Here is a 23,595-nt window from a genome sequence, read left to right as displayed (position 1 = left end):
CGCTCCTGATCAGAAGCGGCTGCGGTCTTTTACCGCTTACCATTTATCCCCAAAGCGTACCGACGACACTATGCCAGGGACGCTTATCCGACATTAGTTGTATTCGAGCTTTCACCTCGCTATTTTCGTACAACTTTCGTCCCTTATCTAAAACCCTCTTCCTGTATGATTGCCTTGTATATACTTCTTGGGCTGGTAATTCTGGCCGTCCTGATGACGGTTAAAGTAGTACCCCAGCAGACGGCCTACGTCGTCGAACGTCTGGGAAAATTCTATGCAGTACTTCAGCCGGGTATCAATTTTATTATTCCTTTCTTTGACCGGGTAGCCTATAAGTACACCCTCAAGGAAGCGGCCATTGACATTCCTGAACAAATTTGTATTACCAATGACAACGTTCAGGTCAGGATGGATGGCGTTATTTTTATCCAGGTCATTGACCCCAAAAAAGCCGCCTACGGTATTTCTGACTATACCTTCGCGGTAACCCAGCTAGCCCAGACTACCATGCGGAGTGAAATTGGAAAACTGGCACTGGACAAAACATTTGAAGAGCGTATGACCATAAACCGGGCCGTGGTGGAATCCATTGATGAAGCCGCTACCGGATGGGGAGTAAAAGTACTGCGCTACGAAATTAAGAATATTACGCCCCCGCAGAGTGTACTGATGGCCATGGAAAAGCAGATGCAGGCCGAGCGCGAGCGCCGGGCGGTTATTCTGCAGTCGGACGGGGAAAAGCAGGCGGCTATTAACGTGGCCGAGGGCCAAAAGCAAAAAGTAGTACTTGAGTCGGAGGGGTTACGGGCCCGGGCCATCAACGAAGCACAGGGGGAAGCCTCGGCTATTTTGTCGGTTGCCGAGGCAACGGCCGAAAGTATCCGGCTGGTAGCCGATGCCATCCAAAGAGATGGCGGTATGGAAGCCGTACAGCTAAGAGTAGCCGAAAACCTGGTTGACCAGTTTGGCAAGTTGGCCAAAACCAACAATACCCTTATTCTTCCCGCTAACTTTGCCGATATGGGCTCCATAATTGCGGCGGCCATGAGTGTGGTAAAGTCGGAAGGACCTAAATAATTAGCCCTACTCTCAGCCATTCCAGGTGTACTCCCTCAGGTACTGATTTTAAACCGAATAATTATGGATTTATCCCTTCCGCATATATGGCTCATCATCGGACTATTGATGTTAGCCGCGGAGCTGGTCAGTGTAGTGCTTGTATTTGCTTTTTTTGCAATTGGAGCCTTACTTACCGCCTTGCTGGCAGCCTTAGGCATAGCCCCTGACCTGGACTCCCAGTTGCTGGCATTTTCGTTGACCTCGGTGTTATCGCTGGTATTCTTTCGTAAAAAAGCCAAGGGAATACTCGCTAACCGCCACCATACTCAGGAATATAACGAATACGCGGGCGAAACTGCCATGGTCATTAAGGATATACCGGCTACGGGTGAAGGAAGAATTTTTTATCGGGGTGCCGAATGGATCGCCCTTTCCGCGACCCAGGCTCCAATCATAGCCGGGAGTAAGGTGGTCATCCGCCGGACCGATGGCATAAAGCTGATTGTAGAAGAATCCTGTTGAAGGGAAGAAAGGTTTAAAAGGAGAAAAGCAGGAAGGGGACTACAGGTTTGATCCCCTTCCTGCTTTTCTGTTGAGGCTACTACTTTTTCAGGGCTTCCTCTACCGGCAGACCAACTGAGCCATCGGGAGGTAGCAGGCGCAGCAGTGCTGAAATAGTAGGCGCTATATCGGCAATGGTCGTGCGGCGCAGGGTTTCTCCTTTATTTATTCCCCAACCGTACAGCAGAAACGGAACGTGGGTATCGTAGTTGTAGGGAGAGCCGTGGGTAGTACCGGTAGTACCTCCCGAAAACCAACCCGGTTGCGGTATGATCTGCAGGTCGCCGCTCCGTTTTACGTTGTAGGCATTTTTGTACAATTCGAGCTGGTACGGGTTCAGGTGCGATTGGCCCAGTTCTTTCAGATTAATAACGTCGGCAATACCCGGCATGGGTAGCATGGTTTCCCGTACTACTTCGTATATGTCCCCAACTTTAAGCTTTTTATCCCTAAGTACTTTGTGGTCAAGGTACAGCTGGTAGTTGTCGGAAGCTTTGATGTAGTTAGCTTCCCCAAAGCGGTCATTCAGGGCTTTCTTAACTGCGTTGTTGATAGTACCCATACCCAGCAAACCTGCCGGCAGGCGGTGCTGCTGCCAGAAACCCGGTATATCCATGACCCCATGGTCCGCCGAAAGAAACACCGTGTAGTTACCTTTGCCTACCCAGCCATCCAAAAACGTAAACATTTCGGCAAAGTCCCGGTCCAGCCGCAGAAATATATCCTGCTCCTCAATGGAATTGGGGCCGTACGCATGGCCCACGTAGTCGGGGGTAGAAAAGCTTACCGCCAGGAAGTCAGTCTCCTTGCCTTTACCCATGTTTTCTCCTTTTACGGCGGCAATCGCCATATCTTTAGTTATTGAATTACCCCAGGGAGTAGAGGCAATAATACCAAAAGCATCACCGGCAACACCCGCCAGGTCATAGGGGAATACAGGCTTGGCGGCCCCTGTCAATTTTCGCTCGTAGGGTTGGTCATCGGAAGTACTTTCGAGGTATTCTTCAATGGGCAATAAGGTTTGCCAGCCCCGCTTCAGGTACTCCGACGGTAGTTTTTTAGCGTTAAAATCCTTCACCCATTGGGGTAGCTCATTTCCATAAAAAGTACTGGTAATCCAATTGCCGGTTTTTGAGTCAAACCAGTAGGCCCCCGTAGCCGCGTGCCCGGCCGGCAGTACAGCTCCGCGGTCCTTAATAGCAATTCCCACGGTCTTGGACCGAAAATTAGTACCAATCTGCAGCTGGTCGGTTACGGTGCTGGTCAGCAGGTTGCGGGGCGACATTTTACCGGCCCGGGCGTTGTCGCTACCTACGGTAGTTACGGTACTGTCTTCCACGCAATAAACGTCTTTGCCCACCAGGGGGTCGTGCCATTCGTTCCCGATAATACCGTTGATAGCAGGAATTGACCCGGTATATATGGCCGCGTGGCCCGCCGCCGTCACCGTCGAAGCATAGTGGTAGTGGTTATTGCGGCAGTTAAAGCCTTCGTTCATCAGGCGTTTTAGTCCGCCCTGGCCGTACTTGTCGTAGAAGCGGTACAGGTAGTCGTAGCGCATCTGGTCCACTACTATCCCTACTACCAGTTTGGGACGGGCCAGCAGTTTTGAATTAGCAGGAGCGGCAGTTTTTGGCGATTGGGCAGTGGCTGAAATTGCCAGCAGTAAACCACATACCCAAAACGATAATTTTCTCACAAGATTTAGAAAGTTTATTTAGATGGGAAAAATACAAAAACCTGTTTGAAAAGCCGGACTCGGAGCCGCTTTAATTTCTGCTGGTTATTTTTTTAAAGCCTCCCCGACGGCAATACCTACGTTGCCATTGGGCGGAAGAATGTGCAGCAGCGCTGATATGGTAAGTGCAATGTCGACAATGCTGGTACGCCGGAGGGCTGGTCGGTGACGGTACTGGTGAGGAGGTTCGGGGGTGACATTTTACCAACCTGCGCGTTATTGTTGCCTACGGTAGTATCTTCGGCACAGTACATAGTCCTACCAGCGCGAAACCAAACGCCTCTACGTTGCGTTCTGCTTAAAAACCCAACCACCAAACCTTTCATGCAGTCAATCCCCCGCATAGCTCCCGTACCCATCGGCAACAAAGGCATTTGGATAGCCTGTACGGTACTTGTGTTGTGGCTGGTGTCTTTGGGGTACCTGCTGCACTACCCCATCAGCTTTACCGACCCACTGGTTTATTTATTTGTGCTGATACAAATGCACCTCTACACGGGGGTATTCATTACGGCTCACGACGCCATTCATGGGGTAGTAGCCCCTTCGCATCCGCGCCTTAACCGGGCCATTGGCTGGCTATCGGCCACTCTCTTTGCTTTTAACAATTACAAGCAGCTTTCCAGCAAGCACCACCTCCACCACCGGCACTCGGGCACCGACCACGACCCCGACTTCCACGAAGGCAACGCGTCTTTTCTGGCCTGGTACTACAGCTTTCTGAAAGAGTACATATCCTGGAAGCAGATATTGTTGATGGCGGTAACCTATAACCTGTTCAAGCAGGTACTTCCGTGGGAAAATCTGGTGGTGTTCTGGATGGCACCAGCTGTACTTAGTACCTTTCAGTTATTCTTTTTTGGTACGTACCTGCCGCACCGGGGCGAACACCATAACCCGCCACTCAATGCCCGCAGTCAGTCTTTGAACCATACCTGGGCTTTCCTGACCTGCTACTTCTTTGGCTACCACCTGGAGCACCATGCCTATCCCTACCTGCCCTGGTGGAAACTACCCCGGGCACGGGAACTAACCTACTCGGCGGGTAACGAATAGTACCTTCAATTGATTTCTAAATTTCCGGAAGGGAAATAAAAGGGAAAGATTACTTACTGCGCTCAATGGTGTACTGAACCAGTTGTTCCAGGGAAGTACGGTAGGAAGAATCCTCAAACTCGTGCAAAAGTAGGCGGGCTTCCTCTACGTACCGCTGCATCACCCCCTGGGCATACTCGATTCCGCCCGAATCCTTTACAAAGGCTATTACTTCGGCTACTTTTTTAGGCTTGTGGCTTTGGTTCCGGATGATATTAATCATTTGTCGCTTCTGCATCCAGCCCGCCTGGTTCAGGGCGTAGATCAGCGGTAGCGTCATTTTCTTTTCCTTGATATCAATCCCCAGTGGCTTCCCGACCTCCGCCTCGCCGTAGTCAAACAGGTCATCCTTAATCTGAAATGCAATGCCTACCTTTTCACCAAACTGGTGCATGCGCTGGACTACCTCTTCGCTGGCTCCTACCGAACAGGCTCCGGTAGCGCAGCAGGATGCAATCAGGGAAGCGGTTTTCTGACGAATAATATTATAATATACCTCTTCGGTAATGTCGAGCCGGCGGGCCTTTTCCATTTGTAAAAGCTCCCCTTCACTAATTTCACGTACGGCCGTAGATACAATTTTAAGTAGTCCAAAGTCTTTATTGTCCACCGACAGCAGCAGGCCGCGCGCCAGCAGGTAGTCACCTACCAGCACGGCTATTTTATTTTTCCAGAGCGCATTGACCGAAAAGAACCCCCGGCGGTAGTTAGAGTCATCCACAACGTCGTCGTGCACCAGGGTAGCTGTATGGAGTAACTCAATAAGCGCGGCACCTCTATACGTCGATTCATCAATGGGCCCGCAAACCCCCGCCGAAAGGAACACGAACATGGGCCGGAGCTGCTTTCCCTTCCGCCGAACTATGTAGTTCATGATCTGGTCGAGAAGCATTACCTCACTTTTCATAAATTGACGAAACTTCTGCTCGAAGACTTTCATTTCGTCGGCAATGGGCGCTTGTATCTCGCGTATCGAAAGGGTCATATTCATAGTATTGGCCGCTGTGCGGCATGGGCTGGTACCCGTAGCGACAGGAAATGAGTCCGTATCAGCTAAATTCCGTGTTGAAGGTAATGGTTCTTCAAATTTGTTACAAAATCTTGTGTTTATACCTATTCTCATTCCAAAATGTTTACCGGGGCCGTCCGGGCAATTTAAACATTTGGAACAAAGAGCAGTTGTTTTTTTACCCTAGACTTGCTTTATTACCCGCATATTTACTGCATCGAACTCCCCGGGTCCGGTGCACATAACACTTTGGTACTTCGTACCCTGACCAGGAAAGTAAATACTTTATGAAAGCACTCGTACTCGGTGGAGGATCAATCAAAGGCGCCTTTCAGGTAGGCGCCATTCAGGCAGTACTGGAAAGCGGTTTTAAGCCAGATATGGTGTACGGTATATCCGTTGGGGCCTTAAACTCAACTTTCCTGGTCAATGAAGCAGGAAGGCAGGCCATTGAAGAAAAAGAGATAAACTGGCCCTCGGCAGGTCGTTACCTGCTTGAATTCTGGATAAAAAGCATAGCCCAGCCGCAGGATATTGCCCTGCTGCGGTCGCGCATGGCGCTGGGCGTGTACACCCTCATGAGCCGGTACGATGGCCTGCTCGACCCCAGCCCGCTGCACAACCTCATCCGGCAGAACGTAGAAGGTTTTATTTTACGCAACAGTCCCATAAAGCTCAAGGTAGGAGCGGTGAATATTACCAGCGGCGAGCTGATATATGCTTCACCCCAGGACGAATTCTTTATGGACTATGTGATGGCCAGCGCCTCCCTGCCTATGCTGATGCCCGCCGTTCCCATTGGAAGTGTAAAGGATATTTATATGGATGGCGGCCTGCGCGAGGTAGCGCCCGTTCGGCAGGCCATTGAAGATGGGGCCACCGATGTAGTAATTGTTGCCTGTCACTCCAAGAAAATATACCACCCGGAAGGTTTCCGACACCGTAACCTGGTCAGCCTGTTTGAAAGGGTACGTGATATTACAATAAACCAAATTGCCAATAATGATATTAACTGGGCCGAAAACTACGCCGAGCGCTCGGTGCTGCGTGGCAAAAACATGAAACTAACGGTGGTCCGGCCAAGTGAGCCTCTAGTATTGAATTTACAGCACTTTACCGAAAAGGATATTTCCCGACTGATTGTGGAAGGGTACAAACAAGGACTGGAAACCATGAAGCGGGTCGAAGAAGTAAAAAGTAAGGCCGCCGAATAGGTCTGAATCAGGTTTTAATATAAAAAGGGATGGCCCGCTGCAAAGCGGGCCATCCCTTTTTATAGATAATGATAGTATGGGTACTTACTAGTTGAAGATATAGCGTATGCCCAATTGCATTTGCCATACGTCACCCAAACCAGCACTCTTTACAAATGAATCCTGCAACAATACGGTCTGACCGGCTTTTTGCTGCGTAGCAATCCGGTAAACAGGTACGCCATCCGGATCAACCCGTACAAAAGCCAGAGGGCGGCTGTTAACCAGGTTATTACCTATGCCCCAGTTGTTGTTGATGGCATTGCCCGCCCGAAGGATATCAGCCCGGAGCTGGAAGGTATTACGCTTTCCACCTAGATTCAGGTATACCTCCTGCACAATGCTCAGGTCAGTGGTGAATCGCCAGGGAGCTATACCACCGTTACGCTCTGAGTACTGTCCACGTATGCTGCTCAGGTAAGGATCCTGATTGATGAATGCATCGAAGGCCGTTGCCTGCTGCTCAGGTGAGAAGGTTTGTCCACCGGCAGTAAGGTTGGTAAAACGCAGATCCCTGGCGTTGTTAGGAACGTACAGCAGGTCATTATTGAATATACCGTCACCGTTCATGTCACCCGCGTAAGTAAAGTTGTAGCGCCCCTGGTTACGACCTTCCATGAACAGACCGATCTGGGTGGATCCACCAAACTTACCACCGTAGTTGATACGGTAAGAAAGCGAAGCGATTGCACGGTGACGCTGATCGCTACCCGCGTAAGAAAGTGGAGCAAAATTACCACCACGTACGGTTGGGTTAGTTTCAAATGAACCAGAGGCAATAGAACCTGCACTGGTAATATCACGGGTGTTACCATACGTATAGGCTGCCATGGCGTAGAAACCTCTGGAATAAGGCTTTTCCAGCTTAGCGGTAATTAAAGTTGAACCTCCCTGACTGGTATTGGTCAGGTAAATGTTACGGGTAACGTTGCTGTTGAGGCGGTTGGCCGCGGCAGTACCGGCGTAACGGGGACGCTGATCAGGACCGGCAAAGGTAGTCGTACCAATATCCTTCTGGTTGATGTTATAGTAAATAGTAGAATTAACGTTTTTGTCAACAATCAATTCAACAGTACCTATCAAACCCAAAGGCAGGCGCTGATCCAAGGCTATGTTGGTACGCCAGATCTGCGGGAACTTATAGCTTTGGTCGGTAGTAGCGAGGTCAAACGTGGCCTTGGTAAGGTCGGTATTCGTAGGAGCATAGGAAGAAGGATCCAGTGTAAACGGATAAGCCTTAGTATTCTGCACATCTACAAATCCACTCAATACTCCCGTATTACCCACCTGGTTAGAAATCCATACAAATGGAGGACGACCGGTAAAGATACCGGTTCCACCACGTACCTGAGTGGTCTTCTCACCAGTTACGTCCCAGTTAAATCCAAAACGAGGCGACCATAGCGGACGAGCATCGGGAAGGTTAGCGGTGTTGGTCTTTATAGTAGAACCATCGGGAGTACGGAAGTTCAATCCAGATACAATCGTGTTCTCTAATGAAGTATTACCGAAAATTGGCACATCCACACGCAGACCAGCTGTTAGCTTCAGGTTGGGCGTAGCCTGGAATTCATCCTGAATATAAACGCCAGGATACAAGACTTTCAGCTGCTGCAATGGCGGCACATCGCCTCCTTGCAGAGAGTAACGGTACTGAAAGCGATTCAGCGTTACCGGCGATGGGCTCTGTCCGATAGCATTGGCAGCCGAGTAGAAGTCTTCCAATGAATTAAATACATATACTCCGTTAGAGGCCGAGTAGAAAGAGTTATTGGAAGTAAATCTTTCGATGCTGATACCGGCGGTCAATGTATGCTTACCAGCAAAGTACGACAGGTTATCTATAAACTGGAACGTCTTATAATTTAGTAGGTTGTTTGGAGTAAAGGGGTCCATACCTACCGAAATATAGGTACTGTTGTCTTTCAGAATATCAATAGTCGGGAACAAACCAGGCGTCAGGTAAGAACGGTCTTCGTTGTTGCTGGTCAAGCCTACGATCAGGCTGTTTGACAGTTTGTTACCAAATGTCGAGTTCAATTCACCAATGACCGAAACAATGTCCTCATTCAAGATATAACCCGAGTTCTTAAAGGACATGGAGTTGGCGTTGTTACGGCGGTTACCGGCACCGGCCGATGAACTGTTGGAAATCAGGTTCTCTGCTCCACCATCCAGGTACGAGAAACGCACGTTGAATTTGTGGTTACGGTTGATGTTCCAGTCCAGACGAGCCAATAATTTGTTACCGGTCGTGTTGAGGCTAAGGTTTTCGTAACCTCCTGTTTCGAATCCGAATTTATCTTTCATGAAGGCGCTCAGCGCATCGAGGTCGCTGGCAAGTACCCGCGTTACGTTATCGCCGCTTTGTCCCCGGTTAGCTACCCAGTTATTAAGGTCAGCCGGGTCGGTTCTTTTTTCCCATTCGCCGTTCAGGAACAGGAACAATTTATTCTTGATAATCGGAGCACCTACCCGGAAACCGGTGATTTGCTTATTGAACTGAGCTACGGCTACATCCTGTCCGGCCGCTTTTGTACCAGCCAGATTATTGTTGGCCCACAGGTGGAATACTGAACCGGTTACTTCGTTAGTACCTGAGCGGGTTACGGCGTTGATACCGGCACCGGTAAAGCCCGACTGACGTACGTCGAAAGGAGCCACGTTTACCTGAATTTCTTCAATGGCATCCAGTGAAATAGGCGCTACACTTGTACGGGCGCCTGGCTGGTCACCCAGTCCAAAACCGTTGTTAAATACGGCCCCGTCAATGGTAATGTTATTAAGACGGCTGTCCTGACCACCGAATGAACGACCGTTACCCTGGGGAGTAAGACGGGTAAAATCACTGATAGTACGACCTACGGTTGGCAGGCTGTTCAGTACTTCCTGGGTAACGGTAGTAGCTGCACCCGTACGGTCTGAGCTAAAAATGTCGCTCCGTGAACCCGCTACTGTTACTTCACCCAGTTGGGTACCTTCATCCGCCAGTTGAATGTCAACGTTGGCCGCGGTTCCCAGACTTGCGTTAATGTTTTCTCTGGATAATTCATTGTACCCTACGTAGGTCACCGTTAATCGGTAAGGACCACCCACACGCACCGCCGGAAACACATAGCGTCCCGCTTCATTCGTAATTGTACCATACTGGGTACCTGATGGCAAGTGCACCGCCACTACCGTTGCACCCGGCAAGGCTTCACCCTTTGCGTCAGTTACCTGTCCGGTTATGGACGACGAGGTTACCTGCGCGTAGAGTTGCCCGCTCAAAAACGACAACACGAACGCAAATAGCGCTGTGCCCACTACCTTGAAAAGTAAACTTTTCCTGTTCATTGGATTTTGGGATTTGGTTTGAGATTGTTGGAGGCTCATTCAACTTTGGCTGTTGACTTTCGACCGCAAAATAAGAGGTTTTTTAATTAGCAAACAACGGCCCTCTTCCTAATAAAATACTAAATTCTTATTCGTAACCCGTTGATTTATTGGAATAGTGCAGAATAGTGGCTTAATACTTCAATATATGCGTATATTAACTTTTTGTTAACAAAATGCCTACCCCTCAGCCTGCTCATTTTGAACCTTGACGCTAAAAAAAGGTTTATAATTTCGTCCTATTTTTCATTTATAAAGTAGTACTTTGCCCGCTCCTTTTACAGCGCTTTACCAATCTGCTTCAATTGGAAAAATATAACTTTTATGAACACTGAAATATCGTCCTACGCCCTGACCCAGTACAGCCACGGGGCCGGGTGCGGGTGTAAAATTGCCCCCTCGGTGCTGGAAAAAATACTGCACAGTACTACTCCTTCACAACCTTTCTCCGCCCTGCTGGTAGGGAACGACAGCCGGGATGACGCGGCTGTTTTTGATATGGGCAACGGGGAGTCCATCATAAGTACCACCGATTTTTTTATGCCTATTGTTGATGATCCTTTTGACTTTGGCCGTATTGCCTCCGCCAACGCCATTAGTGACGTGTACGCCATGGGCGGCACTCCCCTGATGGCCATTGCCATCCTGGGCTGGCCGGTTGACAAACTCCCCGCCGAGGTGGCTCAGCAGGTACTGGAGGGAAGCCGGGCTATTTGTGCCGAAGCGGGTATACCCCTGGCCGGTGGCCATAGCATCGACAGCCCCGAGCCTATATTCGGCCTGGCCGTAACGGGCAAAGTCCAGACCCGGTACCTCAAGCAGAACAACACCGCGACCGAAGGCTGCCAGCTGTACCTGACCAAAAAACTCGGGGTGGGTATCCTGACTACCGCCCAGAAAAAAGGGCTTCTGCGGGAAGAACACGCCCGGCTGGCCCCCGACCAGATGCGACAGCTCAACAAGGTAGGTGCCGCCCTGGGTACGTTACCCGGTGTAAAAGCCCTGACCGATGTAACGGGATTTGGCCTGCTGGGCCACCTGATCGAAATGGCCGGGGGCAGTGGGCTGAGCGCGGAAATCCACTTCGACAAAGTACCTATCTTACCTTATATAGAAGAGTACTTGGCTCAGAAATCGTTTCCGGGAGGTACTACCCGCAACTGGAACAGCTACGGACACAAGGTTAGTGACCTGACCGAAACCCAGCGCTACATCCTGGCCGACCCCCAAACCAGCGGCGGTCTTTTGGTTGCCGTGGCGCCCGATAGTACCCAGGAGGTAGAAAAAGTATTTGCCGAATTTGGGATTGACGCCCGGCCCATTGGCCAGTTAGTAGCCCCGCGGGAAAAGGTGGTGTATGTACAGTGAGGAGGAAAGGAGGAAGGGTGCGAAAGGAGGAAAGTTACGAAAGGCAGTTTATTGTTGAGTTTCGATTGCAGACGGTTCTCCGTTGCGAATGTTGAATAAAAAGGAAGAAAGGCGGCGGCTCATTCACTCATCCACTCATTCACTCATCCACTCACTAAATACACATGGAGCTTAATTATAAGAAAATAGGAGAAACGGGGCAGCCGCTTCTGATTCTGCACGGCTTGTTCGGGTCGTTGGATAACTGGCTGTCGCTGAGTAAAACCATGGCTGACCAGGGGTACTCGGTATACCTGATTGACCAGCGCAATCACGGTCGCTCGGGGCACCACGAGGATTTTTCCTACGAACACATGGCGGCTGACCTGAAAGCCTTTCTGGAAGAGCACCAACTCAGTAACCCAATACTGCTGGGGCACTCGATGGGCGGCAAGACGGTCATGCAGTACGCGGTTACCTACCCCGGTACCTTTGATAAGCTGGTGGTGGTGGATATGGCCCCCAAAGCCTACCCGGTCCACCACGGGGAAATTCTGAAAGGGCTGAATACTATTCCACTCAACGAACTGGAAGGCCGGAACCAGGCCGATGAGCTATTTGCTCAACACGAGCCTAACCTGGGGGTGCGACAGTTTCTGCTCAAAAACCTGTACCGTACCGACGACGACACCTTTGCCTGGCGGTTTAATCTGCCGGTTCTTACCCGAGATATTGAGAACGTCGGCGTAGCTGTTTCGGCCAGCGGGCCCATTTCGGCCCCTACCCTATTTATGCGCGGTGCGAAGTCCGATTACGTACTGGATTCGGATTGGGAGGCTATTCAGAAAATTTTTCCCAATGCGGTACTTGATACTATAGCCGGAGCGGGACATTGGATTCACGCCGAACAGCCAAAGGCTTTTATGGAGTCATTGGTGAAATTTATGAAGAGCTAGGGAGGTATTACAAGCGGACGAATCTGCTCTTTCCCGAATTGCTGTTCGGGCAGGTGAAGAAAAACTCCTGCCCCTCATTTCGAACGTCAATATGCCATACTTCACAGGTCGCACAAAGGGCAAGCGCGCAGGCAGGATTTTCGGGCAAAGTACCCTTGGGTTGAATCCGAAAAAAATTTCCGTTGATACGCAGCGCCGACGGCCCGCAGCAGATGGGCAGGCCGGCTTCATTCAGCAGTACACCATCTTCCCGGATTTGTAGCGTGTAGCCTTGTCCTGCGGGTAATTCGACCCAGACTGTCTTTCCGTTTTGCGTTTCCTCGTAGGCGGCCAGATGCCAGGTACCTACCAGCGGTTTTACCACTTCCGGTGAAACCTCACGGTCGCGGCAGCCCCACAAAAACAGCAACAGCAAACAATAGTTCAGGTACTTCATCAGTCTGGTCTAATTTATTCTTTACAAGAGTAATGTCTTTATATCCGCACGTACCTGCTCTTCCCGATATTTCCGCTTTGGCAGCTACTTATAAACTCATTACCCGCCACTTCTATATGTAGAACGCCACAACCTATACAATCAATCAGGTGGCATTGAGGATTGTCGGGTAACGCTGCTTTTGGCTCAATAGCAAAGGTTGTACCATTGATACGCAACGCCGATGGACCACAACAGGCAGGCAGCCCTTTGGAATCAAGTACTACGCCATCAAACCGGAAGCTAAGGGTGCTGGCTCCCGCGGCCGTTCCCACGGCGGCGGGTACCTCTACCCATTTAGTTTTTCCGTTAAGCGTTTGCTCGTAGGCTGCCAGTCGCCAGGTACCCGCCAGGGGTTTGAGTACTTCGGGCGTTATGTGCTTGTCCTGGCACCCCCACATCAGCAATAGAAACAGCACAAAGTTCAGGTACCTAAGCATCATAAAGTAGTTGGTATTGTTTAGATAAAGAGCCGATTTCAGGGTAAAAGGTTGGAAGTTACAATAAAGATTTTCTACCACCGGCCGGGAGGTACTTAAGAATAGTACCTCCCGGTAAATGCTTTACCTTTGTACCTACGCAACAACCTAACCAGGTACCTGGTCCGCCACCTATGAATAACCAACAACCCGCTGCTACCACGCTCTACCTCATCCCTACCGTACTGGCGGAAGATACCGCACCGCAGGTACTTAGCCCACAAATTCTGGAAGTAGTAGGCCAACTGGACCATTTTTTGGTGGAGAATGTACGGACCGCCCGCCGCTTTATCAGTAGCCTCCGGCTCGGGAAAGTCATTGATGAACTGCAATTTTTTGAATTGAACAAGGATACCCCCGAGTTCCAGACGTATGAGCACCTTCGTCAGCTTCCGGCGGGCACCCGGGTTGGGATACTGTCGGAGGCGGGCTGCCCCGGCGTGGCCGACCCCGGTGCGGTGGCCGTGGGGCTGGCCCACCAGCTGGGGTATAAGGTAGTACCGCTGGTGGGGCCTTCGTCTATCCTGCTGGCGCTGATGGCCTCCGGCATGAGTGGACAGTCCTTTGCTTTCCACGGGTACTTGCCCATTGATAAGGTACAACGCCGCAAAGCCATTCAGCAGCTGGAGCGGGAAGCCAGCCAGCGGCATCAGACCCAACTTTTTATGGAAACCCCTTTTCGTAACAATCAGCTCCTGGAAGCCATTCTGGAGGCTTGCCTCCCCGATACCCGGCTCTGCATTGCCTGCAACCTTACCGCCCCCGACGAGCTGGTACGTACCCTCCCCATCCGGGCCTGGAAGCAGCAGAAACCCGACCTGCACAAGAAACCGACCATCTTTCTGCTCGGCTAAATTTTTCCGCGCTCTATTTTCCAGTAAGCCAATCATTTATAAAATATTTCGTTTTACCATTCCAACCTCTCCGTCCGGGGGTTGCTCTTTTAGGTAGTTCTTTAATTTTTTAATCACCTAACTCAACAAACAATTTATCGCCATGAAGAAATGGATGTGGTGGGGCTGCGCAGCCCTGGCAGTGGTAAACCTGTCAGCTTGTGACCCTCAGAAAGATGCAGTTGACGCCGAGAAAACAGTAGTCTCAGACTTTGAAAGTGGTACCGACGACTGGTCAGGAGACTTTGCCGAGTACTCTACCCAGCAGGACGACATCATGGAGTTCAAGCTGGAACGGGCTTCGCTTCCGGCGGCGCTGGATGCCAGCAAAAAAGCCATGAAAATTGAAGGCCACAACCGTAGTGATGACATGTTTATGTACCTGAAAAGAAAGGTGACCGGCTTAGACCCCAGCCGTACCTACAAGGTTACGTTCGAGATTGACCTGGGTACCGACTACCCCGCCAATAGCGTAGGTATCGGTGGCTCGCCCGGTAGCTCGGTGTACCTGAAAGCGGGTGCTTCGCCCAACGAGCCGGTTAAAAAACTGGTTGATGATTTCTACACCGTAACCATTGACAAAGGTCAGCAGGCAGTAGGTGGTAAAGAAATGATTGTAATTGGCGATGTAAGCAACGGGGTAGAAGACTTCGTGTATAAACTCGTAAAGCGTACCAACTCCGAAACCCCCGTTTCAGTGAAGCCTAACGCCAACGGTGAAATCTGGCTGTGCGTAGGTACCGACTCCGGATTTGAAGGAAAATCAACCCTTTATTACGACAAGATAAAGGCCGTCATAAAGTAAGGTCCTAACTTTGTTGTCAGGAAAGAGCCGCTCCCGTAGCGGCTCTTTTTTTGTGCCCGGTAAAAATACCGCTCCTTATGAATATACCCCCGGCGCTATTCTGTTTCCCAACAGTTTCTTAACTTCGCCCTCCTACCAACGATTAACCCCAGGTATGATCCATATAGAGTCTTTTACATTTAATCCTTTTGCCGAAAATACGTTTGTACTCCACGACGAAACGGGCGAGGCCATTTTTGTGGACCCAGGCAACCATAATCAGCAGGAGCACGATGTACTTAATACTTATGTACAGAGCAATAACCTGAAGCCGGTACAAATAATTAATACCCACGCCCACATTGACCATGTACTCGGTATAGCCTACCTCAAAAGAAAATACGGTATCCCTTTTAGCCTGCATCCAATTGACGAGCCTCTTCTCAAAGCCGTGAAAGTATACGCGCCTAACTACGGCTTCCCGGGTTTTGATGAGCCCGAGGTAGAACAGTGGTTAGAAGAGGGAGATGTGGTCACATTTGGAAACTCGTCGCTACGGGTCCTGCACGTGCCGGGCCATGCACCGGGTCACGTGGCTTTTGTGCAGGATGAGCAGCGCTTTGTAATGGGGGGAGATGTCCTGTTCCGCCAGAGTATTGGCCGTACCGACCTGCCCGGTGGCGACCACAATACGCTTCTGCGGAGTATTTGTACCAAGCTATTCCCCCTGGGCGACGACTACACTGTATACGCCGGCCACATGGAACCTACCACCATTGGGTTTGAGAAAAAACACAATCCGTTTCTTACCAATTCCTAAGGGTGAATACTTTTCCAGTAGCCAACTAATCGCTCTATTTCTCCTCCTCACATGAAGCGTCACCTACCCAATGCCCTTACCTGCGCCAACCTGCTCTGCGGCTGTGTAGGTATAGTAGAAGCTTTCCACAACAACCTGGTCCTGTCCTGCGCTCTTATTGGCCTGGCGGCAATATTTGATTTTCTGGATGGCTTTGTGGCCCGGCTCCTGCACGTAGCTTCGCCTATTGGCAAAGAACTGGATTCCATGGCCGACATGACTACTTTTGGCGTACTTCCCGCCATTATTGTGTATCAGCTCCTGATGGAAAGTATACCCGACCTGCCGGGCATCTGGCAAGCCTACCTGGCGTTTTCGCTGGCGGTATTTTCGGCCCTGCGACTGGCCAAGTTCAATATTGACCCCCGTCAGAGCGACCAGTTCATTGGGGTACCTACACCCGCCAATGCCCTGCTGGTAGCATCGTTGCCGGTTATTGTTCACTTCTACGGCGAACCCTGGCGGTCCATTATTGTAGATACTACCCATCTGCTGATTTTTACGGCTGTCATGTCTTTTTTACTGGTGGTAGAGCTGCCCTTATTTGCATTAAAGTTTAAATCGTTTGGCTGGCCGGGCAATGAAGTACGTTATTCGTTTTTGCTGGTTTCGCTGGTTTTGTTGCTGTGGCTGGGGGTACTGGCGGTGCCGCTTATAGTTGCGCTTTATGTAGTACTGTCGCTGGTACTTAAGCTTATGTATTCCAAATCGTAATTGGTAATAGATACAATTTGTTGCAATTTTGCGCTTTCATTTACCCACGGGTACTAACAGTGCCGCTGTTTAATTTACTACTTCATAGTTAACTCATGGAATTTATTGCTGATATCAACGTCATGCCGATGAAGGAAATCCTTGATCCACAGGGAAAAGCCGTTAAACTGGGGCTGCACAACCTGGGTATTGATCAGGTAGCCGACGTGCGCATTGGAAAACACATTACCCTACGGCTCGAGGCCGCTGATGCTGCCGAGGCAGAGGGCAAAGTCCGGACTGCCTGCGAAAAGCTGCTGGCCAACCTGATCATGGAAGAATTTACCTTTGAGGTACGCCCCGCGTAGGGCGGCCCGCGTAGCCCCCCTATCCTTTTCTTTTTATTTGCTTATTCAGCACATGACTTACTCCCGGATCACAGGACTTGGCTACTATGTACCTGAGCATGTGGTAACGAACAACGACCTCACTCAATGGATGGAAACCTCTGATGAGTGGATTCAGGAACGGACCGGCATCCGTGAGCGCAGGTACTTCACCTACGGCAAAGATACTAATGCCAGCATGGCAGCGGCAGCTTCGAGGCAGGCCCTCGAACGGGCCCGGCTCACGCCTGCCGACGTGGATGTGATCGTGTACGCAACAATTACGCCGGACTACTTTTTTCCTGGCTCGGCCTTTCTGATGCAGCGGGAACTGGGCATGGATGGCAAACCCGTTATTGATATTCGGGAGCAGTGTTCAGGGTTTGTTTACGCGCTCTCCATTGCCGACCAATTTCTTAAATCGGGTATGTACCGAACAGCCTTGGTGGTAGGTTCGGAGATACAGTCTACCTGGATCAACAAGAGTACCGCCGGTCGTAACGTGGCCGTCATATTCGGCGATGGCGCGGGAGCCGCCGTCCTACAGGCCACTCCGGATGCCGAGCATCGCATTCTTTCCACGCACCTGCACGCCGACGGCCGCTACGCCGAAGACCTCTACGTACGGGAGCCCGGGAGCAGTCGCCCGTCGCGGGCGGCCACCAAAGAAATGGTCGACGAAGGTGGTTTTGATGTGGTCATGAACGGCAACGCCGTTTTCAAGCACGCGGTGGTACGTTTCTCGGAAGTTATTCAGGAAGCCCTGGCCGCCAATGGGCTGCAGGCCGAAGATATTAACCTGCTGGTGCCCCACCAGGCCAACCTACGTATCAGTGAGTACGTCAGGCAGCAAATGGGGCTAGCCGAAGAGCAGGTAGTAAACAATATTCAGCGATTTGGCAATACTACGGCCGCTTCTATACCCATAGCCCTCACCGAAGCCTGGGAACAGGGACGTATACAGGAGGGCGACCTGCTCTGCCTGGCCGCTTTCGGCAGTGGTTTCACCTGGGCCTCGGCCCTCATAAGGTGGTAAAGGTGCGAAAAGTGAATTGTGAATGAGTGAAAGAGCGGTCGTTGTGCGTTGTCTAAACCCGGGTGGAAAAAAGAAAGATTAAAGGTGCCGAAAAGAGTTTTCCTATGGTGCCGCCGCCCAAAGCTCCCTTACCCTACTTCAAAAATCGAATCCGAAATTCTCACTCTTCCGCTCTTTCTCTCTTCCGCATTTGAATCAATACTGCCCCATCGACAGCATCACCAGGGTACAGGCGTGCAGGGGTTGAATACCTTCCTCCCTTAACATCCGTTCCAGTTCATCATTTTCCGTTCCCGGATTAAATATGACCCTTCTTGGCTTGAGCGACAGAATATAGTCGTAGTACTCCGGCTGATTGCGCGGACCTACGTAGAGCGTCACCGTATCAATATCGTCTATCTCAACTTTCTCGGTTTCTATTGTTTCACCGGCTACCTCTCCTTTTTTGAGGCCAATCGGTACTATGGGATGTCCGAATCCTTTTAAACGATGCGCCGCTATGTAGGCATAACGGGCCGGATTGGTACTGGCTCCAAGAATGAGTGTTTTCTTCATAAAAAATCATCTTATCTACACATTTAAACGTATGTTAAGAACAGTTCAAAAAAGGAAAGGTTTCTGTTAGGCTCCGCCAATAGGTTATGTACCCCCTGTACTTGTATAAGTAAGCATGCACAATACCTTACACTATACGTCAGCTAATAGCCTTATAACTAATTTATTTAATTTTTTTATACTTTCAAAAACCTTATCTTTGTTTAAGCAGTTATAGATTAAATTAAACAAACTTATCTTAACGATCAGCCCCATGAATGATTCCAAGAAAAACGGAAATTACTGGAATGAGGTGTGGAAGAGAATCAATTTTCATGAAATTGAAGATGCCCCCCATTATGAAGTTTCGAACTATGGTCGCTTGAAAAGCTTCCAGAACGACCCGAAAGAGGGAAGTATTATTAAAGGTTCGGTGATCCAGGGGTACCGCTCCCTGAATATCCGGGCGGCCGGAGGTCGAACCCTTAACCGCTATGTACACAAGCTGGTAGCGGAGTACTTCTTACCGCAACCGGTGGAAAATCAGAAGTTTGTGATTCACCTGGATTTTAACAAGCAGAACAATTTTCACGAAAACCTGAAGTGGGTGACTAAGGAGGAGATGGCTGACCACAACCGCGAAAATCCGGCTCTGAAAAACCGTGTGATGCCCCGCCGTACCAGCAACTACAAGCTCACCGAAAGTAAGGTAAAGATGATTAAAAAGCTGCTGAAGAATGACAAGAACCGCCTGAAGATGATCGCCAAGCAGTTTGGAATTACCCATACGCAGCTTAACCGGATACGTTCGGGAGAGAACTGGAAACACGTCACCGTAGAAGATTAATCCTTTTTTTAGTAATCAGGATTGGTTTTGGCTGTACTGGTCGTAGTCAGCCAGGGGGATAGACAAGTGAAACGTAGTACCCATATTTTCCTCCGTTTCAAACCAGATACTCCCTCCGGCGTGCTCGATAATCCGCTTGGCCATAGCCAGACCTAGTCCTGTACCTCCTTCGCGCGTAGTAAAGTTCGGCAGAAACACGCGGTTTCTGATACTCTTTGGTATACCCGATCCATTGTCTTTTATTTCAATCAGGACGTCATCGTCGTGCGTATACAGCCGTATACTGATAATAGTTTTCCGGATTTCGGGTACTGACTGCTTGGCATTAATGATCAGGTTGGCAATAGTAGAGCCAAACTGCTTACGGTCGCCGCTGATGTAAACAGGCTCTGCCTGAATATCGCGGTGAAGAATTATCTTATTATCATTGGCGTACAGCTCAGAGGCTTTCCTCAGCACGGACGTTACTTCAAATACTTCCTTTTGGGGCAGCGGCATCTTGGCAATATCCGAAAACGACTGGGCTATATGCCCGATATTATCAATCTGTTCAATAATTGATTCCATGGCCCGGCTTACCTTTTCGAGGGCCTGAGGGTCGTCGCGGCTGATGGTCCGCTGAAGTTGCTGCAGTGTCAGTTTCATGGGGGTAAGCGGATTCTTGATTTCGTGCGCTACCTGTTTGGCCATCTCCCGCCAGGCCGACTGTTTTTCGTTGGCCGAAAGTACCTGCTTGTTCTCTTCCAGGTTAACCAGCATCCGGTTGTACTGCTTTATCAGCAGGCCTATTTCGTCTTTGGATCGCCAGTCAATGGGTTCATTGAGCTTGTTCAGGTTGGTCCTTCCAATTTTCCGGGTTAGTACCTTGAGGGGTTTAATCAGGAGGTTGGAGGCAAAGTAGGAAACCGCCAGAAACACCAGCAGCATGGCCGTAAAGACAATCAGGACTGAGGCCACGATGTCAATAATCTGCCGGTCCAGGTCGGGTTTGGAGTCAAAGTAGGGAATACTTACCACGCCCAGCAGTACCTGGTTGGCGGACTTGAGCCCCACGTAGGCGGTACTGTACTCCTTCGTACCCAACGACTCACTCAGGAGTACCTGATTGTCTTTTTCCTCAATAATCTGTTGATGAGCTTCGGGATTGATAAAAGTAGAAAGCAACCCCGACTGGTACATAAGCGGTTTGGTAGCCAGCAGCAGATTTCCCTGGGTATTGTATACATTAATATCCAGGTCCGCGTCGCGGGCGATTTGCTGCACCTCCTGTTCAAGGTAGGCTTTACTCATGCGGCCCTCGCGGTAATCGGACATGAATCCGCTGATATTAGCGGCAATGTTATGGGTGTTGTTGAGGTACATGCCCTCCTGACTTTCCTCGTAATTGCTGTAAATGACCCTGAGAATAAAAAACAGTACGATCAGCAACGGAAAAATAAAGGCCGCGTTGAGAAGTACCTGAATCTTGGTCGAGTAAGTGAGCTTCATGGTTGAAAGCCCGTGCTTGATGGTATGCCCCGCAATAACAAAAGCGACAAATACCACCAGGATCAGGTACAGAAACGAAAAATTGGCCAGTACACCCTTCCAGGCCCATTCTTTGGAAGACACCACGATTTTTCGGTTACTTCCTCCTTTTTTTCCTACGTGGCGGTAGCTGTTCAGGGAAACCCCCTGGTCGTACAGCACCGAATCGCTCAGCAGGTAAGTCGGGAATTTGCGGTCGTAGTTGTAAGTACCACTACTAAACAGCCTGCGCCTGGGACCATAGATGGCGTAACTGTACTCGCGGGTTTCGGCGGCCTGTACAAAACGCTTGTCCAGTAACAGCTCCGGATAAGCATCCTGAGGTGACGTATCCGTTTGTCGCAGATTCAGTACCACATGCCCAACGGTAGCAGAGTCCTGCTGTACCGTCATAAAACTTACGTACTGCTTCTGTACCCCGTTTTCGGGCTGATTGATAAAGTACACATCCTTGTATTCAGACTGGTAGACCGGCTTGTGGAACCGGCTCTGGTAGTACGACAGGTCATTGGCATCAACCCGGTTGTCCAGCGGCCTGCCGGTAGCATTAAACGAAAGTACTTCAATAGTATACCGGTGCAGGTAGTGGTCCAGATAGGTACTCCTGATTCTCTGCTGGATAATGGCCCACGACAGCACCGAATCACTCGTAAATACGGCCCGCAGGACCGTATCGCCGGCCATGGCGTCATTGGCTTTCTTGAGTAAGAATTCCGCGTAGGGATCGTTTTCATTCAGGAGCTGCTCCCCGAATTCCTTTTTATTCAGGGTATCTTTTTTAACTTCCTGCTGGTGCACCACGTGGGTAGTAGACAGGGCGCAGATAATAGCCCCCAGAAAGTAGTAGATAGTAGTCGGGTGCCGGAAACCGTAAAAAGCCTTCGGCAGACGCATCAGGTACAGGGCAAACAGATAAACCGTGTGCGCCAAAAACACCCATTGGAGCCAGATGTCAAGTACCAGCGCAAGTACCCAGAACACCAGGGTAGCCAGTACGATCAACACGAGTCCTTTCATGACAAACTTGTTCAGGCGCAAAAAAAGGCACATGACCAGGTGCGTAAGCAGAAAGTAAATAATGGACAAACTGACAAATACCAGCAGACAGGCTATTTTGAGCGGACTGAAAGAAATACTCAGGGTTATGTCCAGCGAGAAATTCGACTTTTCGTAGATATTTATCAGCTCACAGTAAAACCCGTAAAACAAGCCGTAGCTGACCAGCAGGATCAGGAACGACCATATATTCCGCGCCCACTCCGACAGATTGATCAGCCACTGGTAACTTAAGGTTCGAAAATAAACACTGGTGGCATAAATAAGCAGCAGGATAACCGCCACGGCGTTGAGCAGCATGTCGCCCAGGGAAGGCACGAGCGTAGAAGCATGGTAGTACTCCGGATTGAACACCTCTCCCCCAAAGAAAACAAAGGGAATGGAAAAAAGGAGCATCAGCCCCCGCAGTACCACCAGGTACACCGCCAGCAGTATCAGGCCGTATCCGTACCGGCGGCGGCTCCGCAACCGCAGTACCGAGAATATGACGTGTACCCCATACAGTACTGCCGACAGTAGCAGCAGGAATATGGTCGTCAGGGAAGTAGAGCGGTTGTAGTAAATGGCCGAGTCGGGCAAGCCCAGGGAGAACAGTTCTTCCCCTCCGGGCCCTACTACTACTTCACGGCCCGTAAAGGGTGGTCCTTTGATAAAACGGGGCGAAACCGGAAACAAAATCTGATTGTAGCCCGACTGTAAGTAGTTGTTTTCCGTCTTATAGCGGCGGAATACGTTTATCAGCGAGAAAACATCGTACCGGCTCCCCCGCTGCACCAGCGAGGCCCGAAGTACCAGGTACTGCCCCTGGGGCAGGGCAACCAGTGCCGGTGCCTGGTAGGGAACCAGCCGCTTGTAATCAGGTACCAGGCGGTGGTCCGACCACATGGCCAGGCGGCCGTTCTGGTATACGTAGTAAGGATGGTGGCTGGTTTGGTAAAAATTGCCTCCCGAGTCCGGATGCTGGGTTTTTATTCTTTCTACTACCTGTAGTACATCCTGCTGGGACAGCTTTATCTGTTCATCCACGCGTTCCTGAACGGCCGCCAGGTAGGCCTTTTGGGTTTCAGAGCCCTTCTCCAGTAAGTAGAAGCCAACTGCCAGCACGAGGGCTATCAGAGCTGCAATAAGAAAAGGATATTTTCTGAAATATTTCAAGGGTTATAAACAGATTTCATCGCCCTATATAAACCTAAAACCGTGCCAAAAAATAGGGGCTAAAAACTTACTTTATCGGGCAAAAAAACGGTAAAACCGCGGCCGTAGGCACCTTCTTCAAAATCAACCACCACGCCCAGTACGTACATCAGGTGCCGCCGGTCTATCAGTACTTTTATCCCGTCGACCAGGTACTCCTGGTCCATCTGCGCGCGGGTATCAAAGCCCAGCAGAAACGTACCGCTGCACCCTCCTCCTTTCAGCCCTACCCTAAGGCCGTACGTATCCGGTATTTTATTGGCACTAAGTGTATCGAAAATTTCGTGTCGGGCCCGGTCGGTCAGGCGAACCGGAGCCACCAAATCATTGTTTTTCTCTGGCATATCCTTGCTTTGTAGTAGCTTGGTTAAGGCACCAACCGGCGGCAGTTTTCCGGTCTGTGCGGCCCCTGGGCGTTTGTACTGCCCCAAATGCTATA

21 protein-coding genes are annotated in these 23,595 nt (G+C 50.2%); 13 read left to right on the top strand and 8 right to left on the bottom strand.

Annotated features, from left to right (window positions below):
• Nucleotides 1–165: 165 nt before the first annotated feature.
• Nucleotides 166–1,077, top strand: coding sequence for a stomatin-like protein (locus tag VGN67_RS07490; protein ID WP_327486175.1), 912 nt, complete (start codon nucleotides 166–168; stop codon nucleotides 1,075–1,077).
• Nucleotides 1,078–1,140: 63 nt separating this feature from the next.
• A complete protein-coding gene (locus VGN67_RS07485; protein ID WP_327486174.1) occupies nucleotides 1,141–1,581 on the top strand; it encodes an NfeD family protein in 441 nt (146 codons plus the stop codon).
• A gap of 79 nt (nucleotides 1,582–1,660) precedes the next feature.
• Here the strand turns inward: VGN67_RS07485 and pafA are convergent, their stop codons facing one another.
• Complete coding sequence (gene pafA, locus VGN67_RS07480; RefSeq protein ID WP_327486173.1) at nucleotides 1,661–3,319, bottom strand: alkaline phosphatase PafA; 1,659 nt, start codon at nucleotides 3,317–3,319, stop codon at nucleotides 1,661–1,663.
• A 363-nt stretch (nucleotides 3,320–3,682) separates the two neighbouring features.
• Here pafA and VGN67_RS07475 point away from each other — a divergent pair, with 363 nt between their 5' ends.
• Nucleotides 3,683–4,414: a fatty acid desaturase gene (locus VGN67_RS07475; protein ID WP_327486172.1), complete on the top strand. Its 732-nt coding sequence runs from the start codon at nucleotides 3,683–3,685 to the stop codon at nucleotides 4,412–4,414.
• A 49-nt stretch (nucleotides 4,415–4,463) separates the two neighbouring features.
• Here VGN67_RS07475 and VGN67_RS07470 read toward each other — a convergent pair whose 3' ends face one another.
• Nucleotides 4,464–5,438, bottom strand: coding sequence for a polyprenyl synthetase family protein (locus VGN67_RS07470; RefSeq protein ID WP_327486218.1), 975 nt, complete (start codon nucleotides 5,436–5,438; stop codon nucleotides 4,464–4,466).
• Nucleotides 5,439–5,749: 311 nt separating this feature from the next.
• Between VGN67_RS07470 and VGN67_RS07465 the strand changes: the two genes are divergently transcribed.
• Entirely contained in the window at nucleotides 5,750–6,676 is a 927-nt protein-coding gene (locus tag VGN67_RS07465) for a patatin-like phospholipase family protein (protein WP_327486171.1), read from the top strand.
• Between the two features lie 87 nt (nucleotides 6,677–6,763).
• On the opposite strand, the gene VGN67_RS07460 is transcribed toward VGN67_RS07465, so the two are convergent.
• Nucleotides 6,764–10,051: a TonB-dependent receptor gene (locus tag VGN67_RS07460; RefSeq protein WP_327486170.1), complete on the bottom strand. Its 3,288-nt coding sequence runs from the start codon at nucleotides 10,049–10,051 to the stop codon at nucleotides 6,764–6,766.
• 363 nt (nucleotides 10,052–10,414) lie between these two features.
• Here VGN67_RS07460 and selD point away from each other — a divergent pair, with 363 nt between their 5' ends.
• Together selD and VGN67_RS07450 are read left to right on the top strand one after the other, a co-directional pair.
• A complete protein-coding gene (gene selD / locus VGN67_RS07455; RefSeq protein WP_327486169.1) occupies nucleotides 10,415–11,458 on the top strand; it encodes a selenide, water dikinase SelD in 1,044 nt (347 codons plus the stop codon).
• 164 nt (nucleotides 11,459–11,622) lie between these two features.
• The gene (locus VGN67_RS07450; RefSeq protein WP_327486168.1) at nucleotides 11,623–12,393 is read left to right on the top strand and encodes an alpha/beta fold hydrolase; all 771 of its coding nucleotides are present in this window, start codon (nucleotides 11,623–11,625) and stop codon (nucleotides 12,391–12,393) included.
• 7 nt (nucleotides 12,394–12,400) lie between these two features.
• On the opposite strand, the gene VGN67_RS07445 is transcribed toward VGN67_RS07450, so the two are convergent.
• Both VGN67_RS07445 and VGN67_RS07440 read right to left on the bottom strand, forming a co-directional pair.
• Entirely contained in the window at nucleotides 12,401–12,829 is a 429-nt protein-coding gene (locus VGN67_RS07445; RefSeq protein ID WP_327486167.1) for a hypothetical protein, read from the bottom strand.
• Between the two features lie 38 nt (nucleotides 12,830–12,867).
• A complete protein-coding gene (locus VGN67_RS07440) occupies nucleotides 12,868–13,311 on the bottom strand; it encodes a hypothetical protein (protein ID WP_327486166.1) in 444 nt (147 codons plus the stop codon).
• Nucleotides 13,312–13,481: 170 nt separating this feature from the next.
• Here VGN67_RS07440 and VGN67_RS07435 point away from each other — a divergent pair, with 170 nt between their 5' ends.
• From VGN67_RS07435 to VGN67_RS07410, 6 genes are all read left to right on the top strand, one after another.
• A complete protein-coding gene (locus VGN67_RS07435; RefSeq protein ID WP_327486165.1) occupies nucleotides 13,482–14,201 on the top strand; it encodes an SAM-dependent methyltransferase in 720 nt (239 codons plus the stop codon).
• A gap of 142 nt (nucleotides 14,202–14,343) precedes the next feature.
• A complete protein-coding gene (locus tag VGN67_RS07430) occupies nucleotides 14,344–15,045 on the top strand; it encodes a hypothetical protein (protein WP_327486164.1) in 702 nt (233 codons plus the stop codon).
• Between the two features lie 154 nt (nucleotides 15,046–15,199).
• A complete protein-coding gene (locus VGN67_RS07425; RefSeq protein ID WP_327486163.1) occupies nucleotides 15,200–15,844 on the top strand; it encodes an MBL fold metallo-hydrolase in 645 nt (214 codons plus the stop codon).
• Between the two features lie 51 nt (nucleotides 15,845–15,895).
• Nucleotides 15,896–16,597: a CDP-diacylglycerol--serine O-phosphatidyltransferase gene (gene pssA, locus VGN67_RS07420; RefSeq protein ID WP_327486162.1), complete on the top strand. Its 702-nt coding sequence runs from the start codon at nucleotides 15,896–15,898 to the stop codon at nucleotides 16,595–16,597.
• A gap of 95 nt (nucleotides 16,598–16,692) precedes the next feature.
• Nucleotides 16,693–16,944, top strand: a complete 252-nt coding sequence (purS, locus tag VGN67_RS07415; protein ID WP_327486161.1) for a phosphoribosylformylglycinamidine synthase subunit PurS — start codon at nucleotides 16,693–16,695, stop codon at nucleotides 16,942–16,944.
• A 52-nt stretch (nucleotides 16,945–16,996) separates the two neighbouring features.
• Nucleotides 16,997–17,998, top strand: coding sequence for a beta-ketoacyl-ACP synthase III (locus VGN67_RS07410; RefSeq protein WP_327486160.1), 1,002 nt, complete (start codon nucleotides 16,997–16,999; stop codon nucleotides 17,996–17,998).
• A 195-nt stretch (nucleotides 17,999–18,193) separates the two neighbouring features.
• Here VGN67_RS07410 and VGN67_RS07405 read toward each other — a convergent pair whose 3' ends face one another.
• Nucleotides 18,194–18,553: a CoA-binding protein gene (locus tag VGN67_RS07405; protein ID WP_327486159.1), complete on the bottom strand. Its 360-nt coding sequence runs from the start codon at nucleotides 18,551–18,553 to the stop codon at nucleotides 18,194–18,196.
• Between the two features lie 253 nt (nucleotides 18,554–18,806).
• Between VGN67_RS07405 and VGN67_RS07400 the strand changes: the two genes are divergently transcribed.
• Complete coding sequence (locus tag VGN67_RS07400; protein ID WP_327486158.1) at nucleotides 18,807–19,379, top strand: HNH endonuclease; 573 nt, start codon at nucleotides 18,807–18,809, stop codon at nucleotides 19,377–19,379.
• Between the two features lie 15 nt (nucleotides 19,380–19,394).
• On the opposite strand, the gene VGN67_RS07395 is transcribed toward VGN67_RS07400, so the two are convergent.
• Together VGN67_RS07395 and VGN67_RS07390 are read right to left on the bottom strand one after the other, a co-directional pair.
• Complete coding sequence (locus VGN67_RS07395; protein WP_327486157.1) at nucleotides 19,395–23,117, bottom strand: ATP-binding protein; 3,723 nt, start codon at nucleotides 23,115–23,117, stop codon at nucleotides 19,395–19,397.
• 59 nt (nucleotides 23,118–23,176) lie between these two features.
• Entirely contained in the window at nucleotides 23,177–23,500 is a 324-nt protein-coding gene (locus VGN67_RS07390) for an iron-sulfur cluster assembly accessory protein (protein ID WP_327486156.1), read from the bottom strand.
• Between the last annotated feature and the right edge of the window lie 95 nt (nucleotides 23,501–23,595).

The organism is Telluribacter sp. (genome assembly GCF_035998675.1).
Classification (GTDB): domain Bacteria; phylum Bacteroidota; class Bacteroidia; order Cytophagales; family Spirosomataceae; genus Telluribacter.
This window is presented reverse-complemented; position numbering and strand designations above follow the sequence as displayed.

What these genes read in the sequence shown, in the direction of transcription:
- VGN67_RS07490 (WP_327486175.1), top strand. Translation starts at nt 166, where the DNA reads ATGATTGCCTTGTATATACTTCTTGGGCTGGTAATTCTGGCCGTCCTG.
- VGN67_RS07485 (WP_327486174.1), top strand. Translation starts at nt 1,141, where the DNA reads ATGGATTTATCCCTTCCGCATATATGGCTCATCATCGGACTATTGATG.
- VGN67_RS07475 (WP_327486172.1), top strand. Translation starts at nt 3,683, where the DNA reads ATGCAGTCAATCCCCCGCATAGCTCCCGTACCCATCGGCAACAAAGGC.
- VGN67_RS07470 (WP_327486218.1), bottom strand. Translation starts at nt 5,438, where the DNA reads ATGACCCTTTCGATACGCGAGATACAAGCGCCCATTGCCGACGAAATG.
- VGN67_RS07465 (WP_327486171.1), top strand. Translation starts at nt 5,750, where the DNA reads ATGAAAGCACTCGTACTCGGTGGAGGATCAATCAAAGGCGCCTTTCAG.
- VGN67_RS07460 (WP_327486170.1), bottom strand. Translation starts at nt 10,051, where the DNA reads ATGAACAGGAAAAGTTTACTTTTCAAGGTAGTGGGCACAGCGCTATTT.
- selD (WP_327486169.1), top strand. Translation starts at nt 10,415, where the DNA reads ATGAACACTGAAATATCGTCCTACGCCCTGACCCAGTACAGCCACGGG.
- VGN67_RS07450 (WP_327486168.1), top strand. Translation starts at nt 11,623, where the DNA reads ATGGAGCTTAATTATAAGAAAATAGGAGAAACGGGGCAGCCGCTTCTG.
- VGN67_RS07445 (WP_327486167.1), bottom strand. Translation starts at nt 12,829, where the DNA reads ATGAAGTACCTGAACTATTGTTTGCTGTTGCTGTTTTTGTGGGGCTGC.
- VGN67_RS07440 (WP_327486166.1), bottom strand. Translation starts at nt 13,311, where the DNA reads ATGATGCTTAGGTACCTGAACTTTGTGCTGTTTCTATTGCTGATGTGG.
- VGN67_RS07435 (WP_327486165.1), top strand. Translation starts at nt 13,482, where the DNA reads ATGAATAACCAACAACCCGCTGCTACCACGCTCTACCTCATCCCTACC.
- VGN67_RS07430 (WP_327486164.1), top strand. Translation starts at nt 14,344, where the DNA reads ATGAAGAAATGGATGTGGTGGGGCTGCGCAGCCCTGGCAGTGGTAAAC.
- VGN67_RS07425 (WP_327486163.1), top strand. Translation starts at nt 15,200, where the DNA reads ATGATCCATATAGAGTCTTTTACATTTAATCCTTTTGCCGAAAATACG.
- pssA (WP_327486162.1), top strand. Translation starts at nt 15,896, where the DNA reads ATGAAGCGTCACCTACCCAATGCCCTTACCTGCGCCAACCTGCTCTGC.
- purS (WP_327486161.1), top strand. Translation starts at nt 16,693, where the DNA reads ATGGAATTTATTGCTGATATCAACGTCATGCCGATGAAGGAAATCCTT.
- VGN67_RS07410 (WP_327486160.1), top strand. Translation starts at nt 16,997, where the DNA reads ATGACTTACTCCCGGATCACAGGACTTGGCTACTATGTACCTGAGCAT.
- VGN67_RS07405 (WP_327486159.1), bottom strand. Translation starts at nt 18,553, where the DNA reads ATGAAGAAAACACTCATTCTTGGAGCCAGTACCAATCCGGCCCGTTAT.
- VGN67_RS07400 (WP_327486158.1), top strand. Translation starts at nt 18,807, where the DNA reads ATGAATGATTCCAAGAAAAACGGAAATTACTGGAATGAGGTGTGGAAG.
- VGN67_RS07390 (WP_327486156.1), bottom strand. Translation starts at nt 23,500, where the DNA reads ATGCCAGAGAAAAACAATGATTTGGTGGCTCCGGTTCGCCTGACCGAC.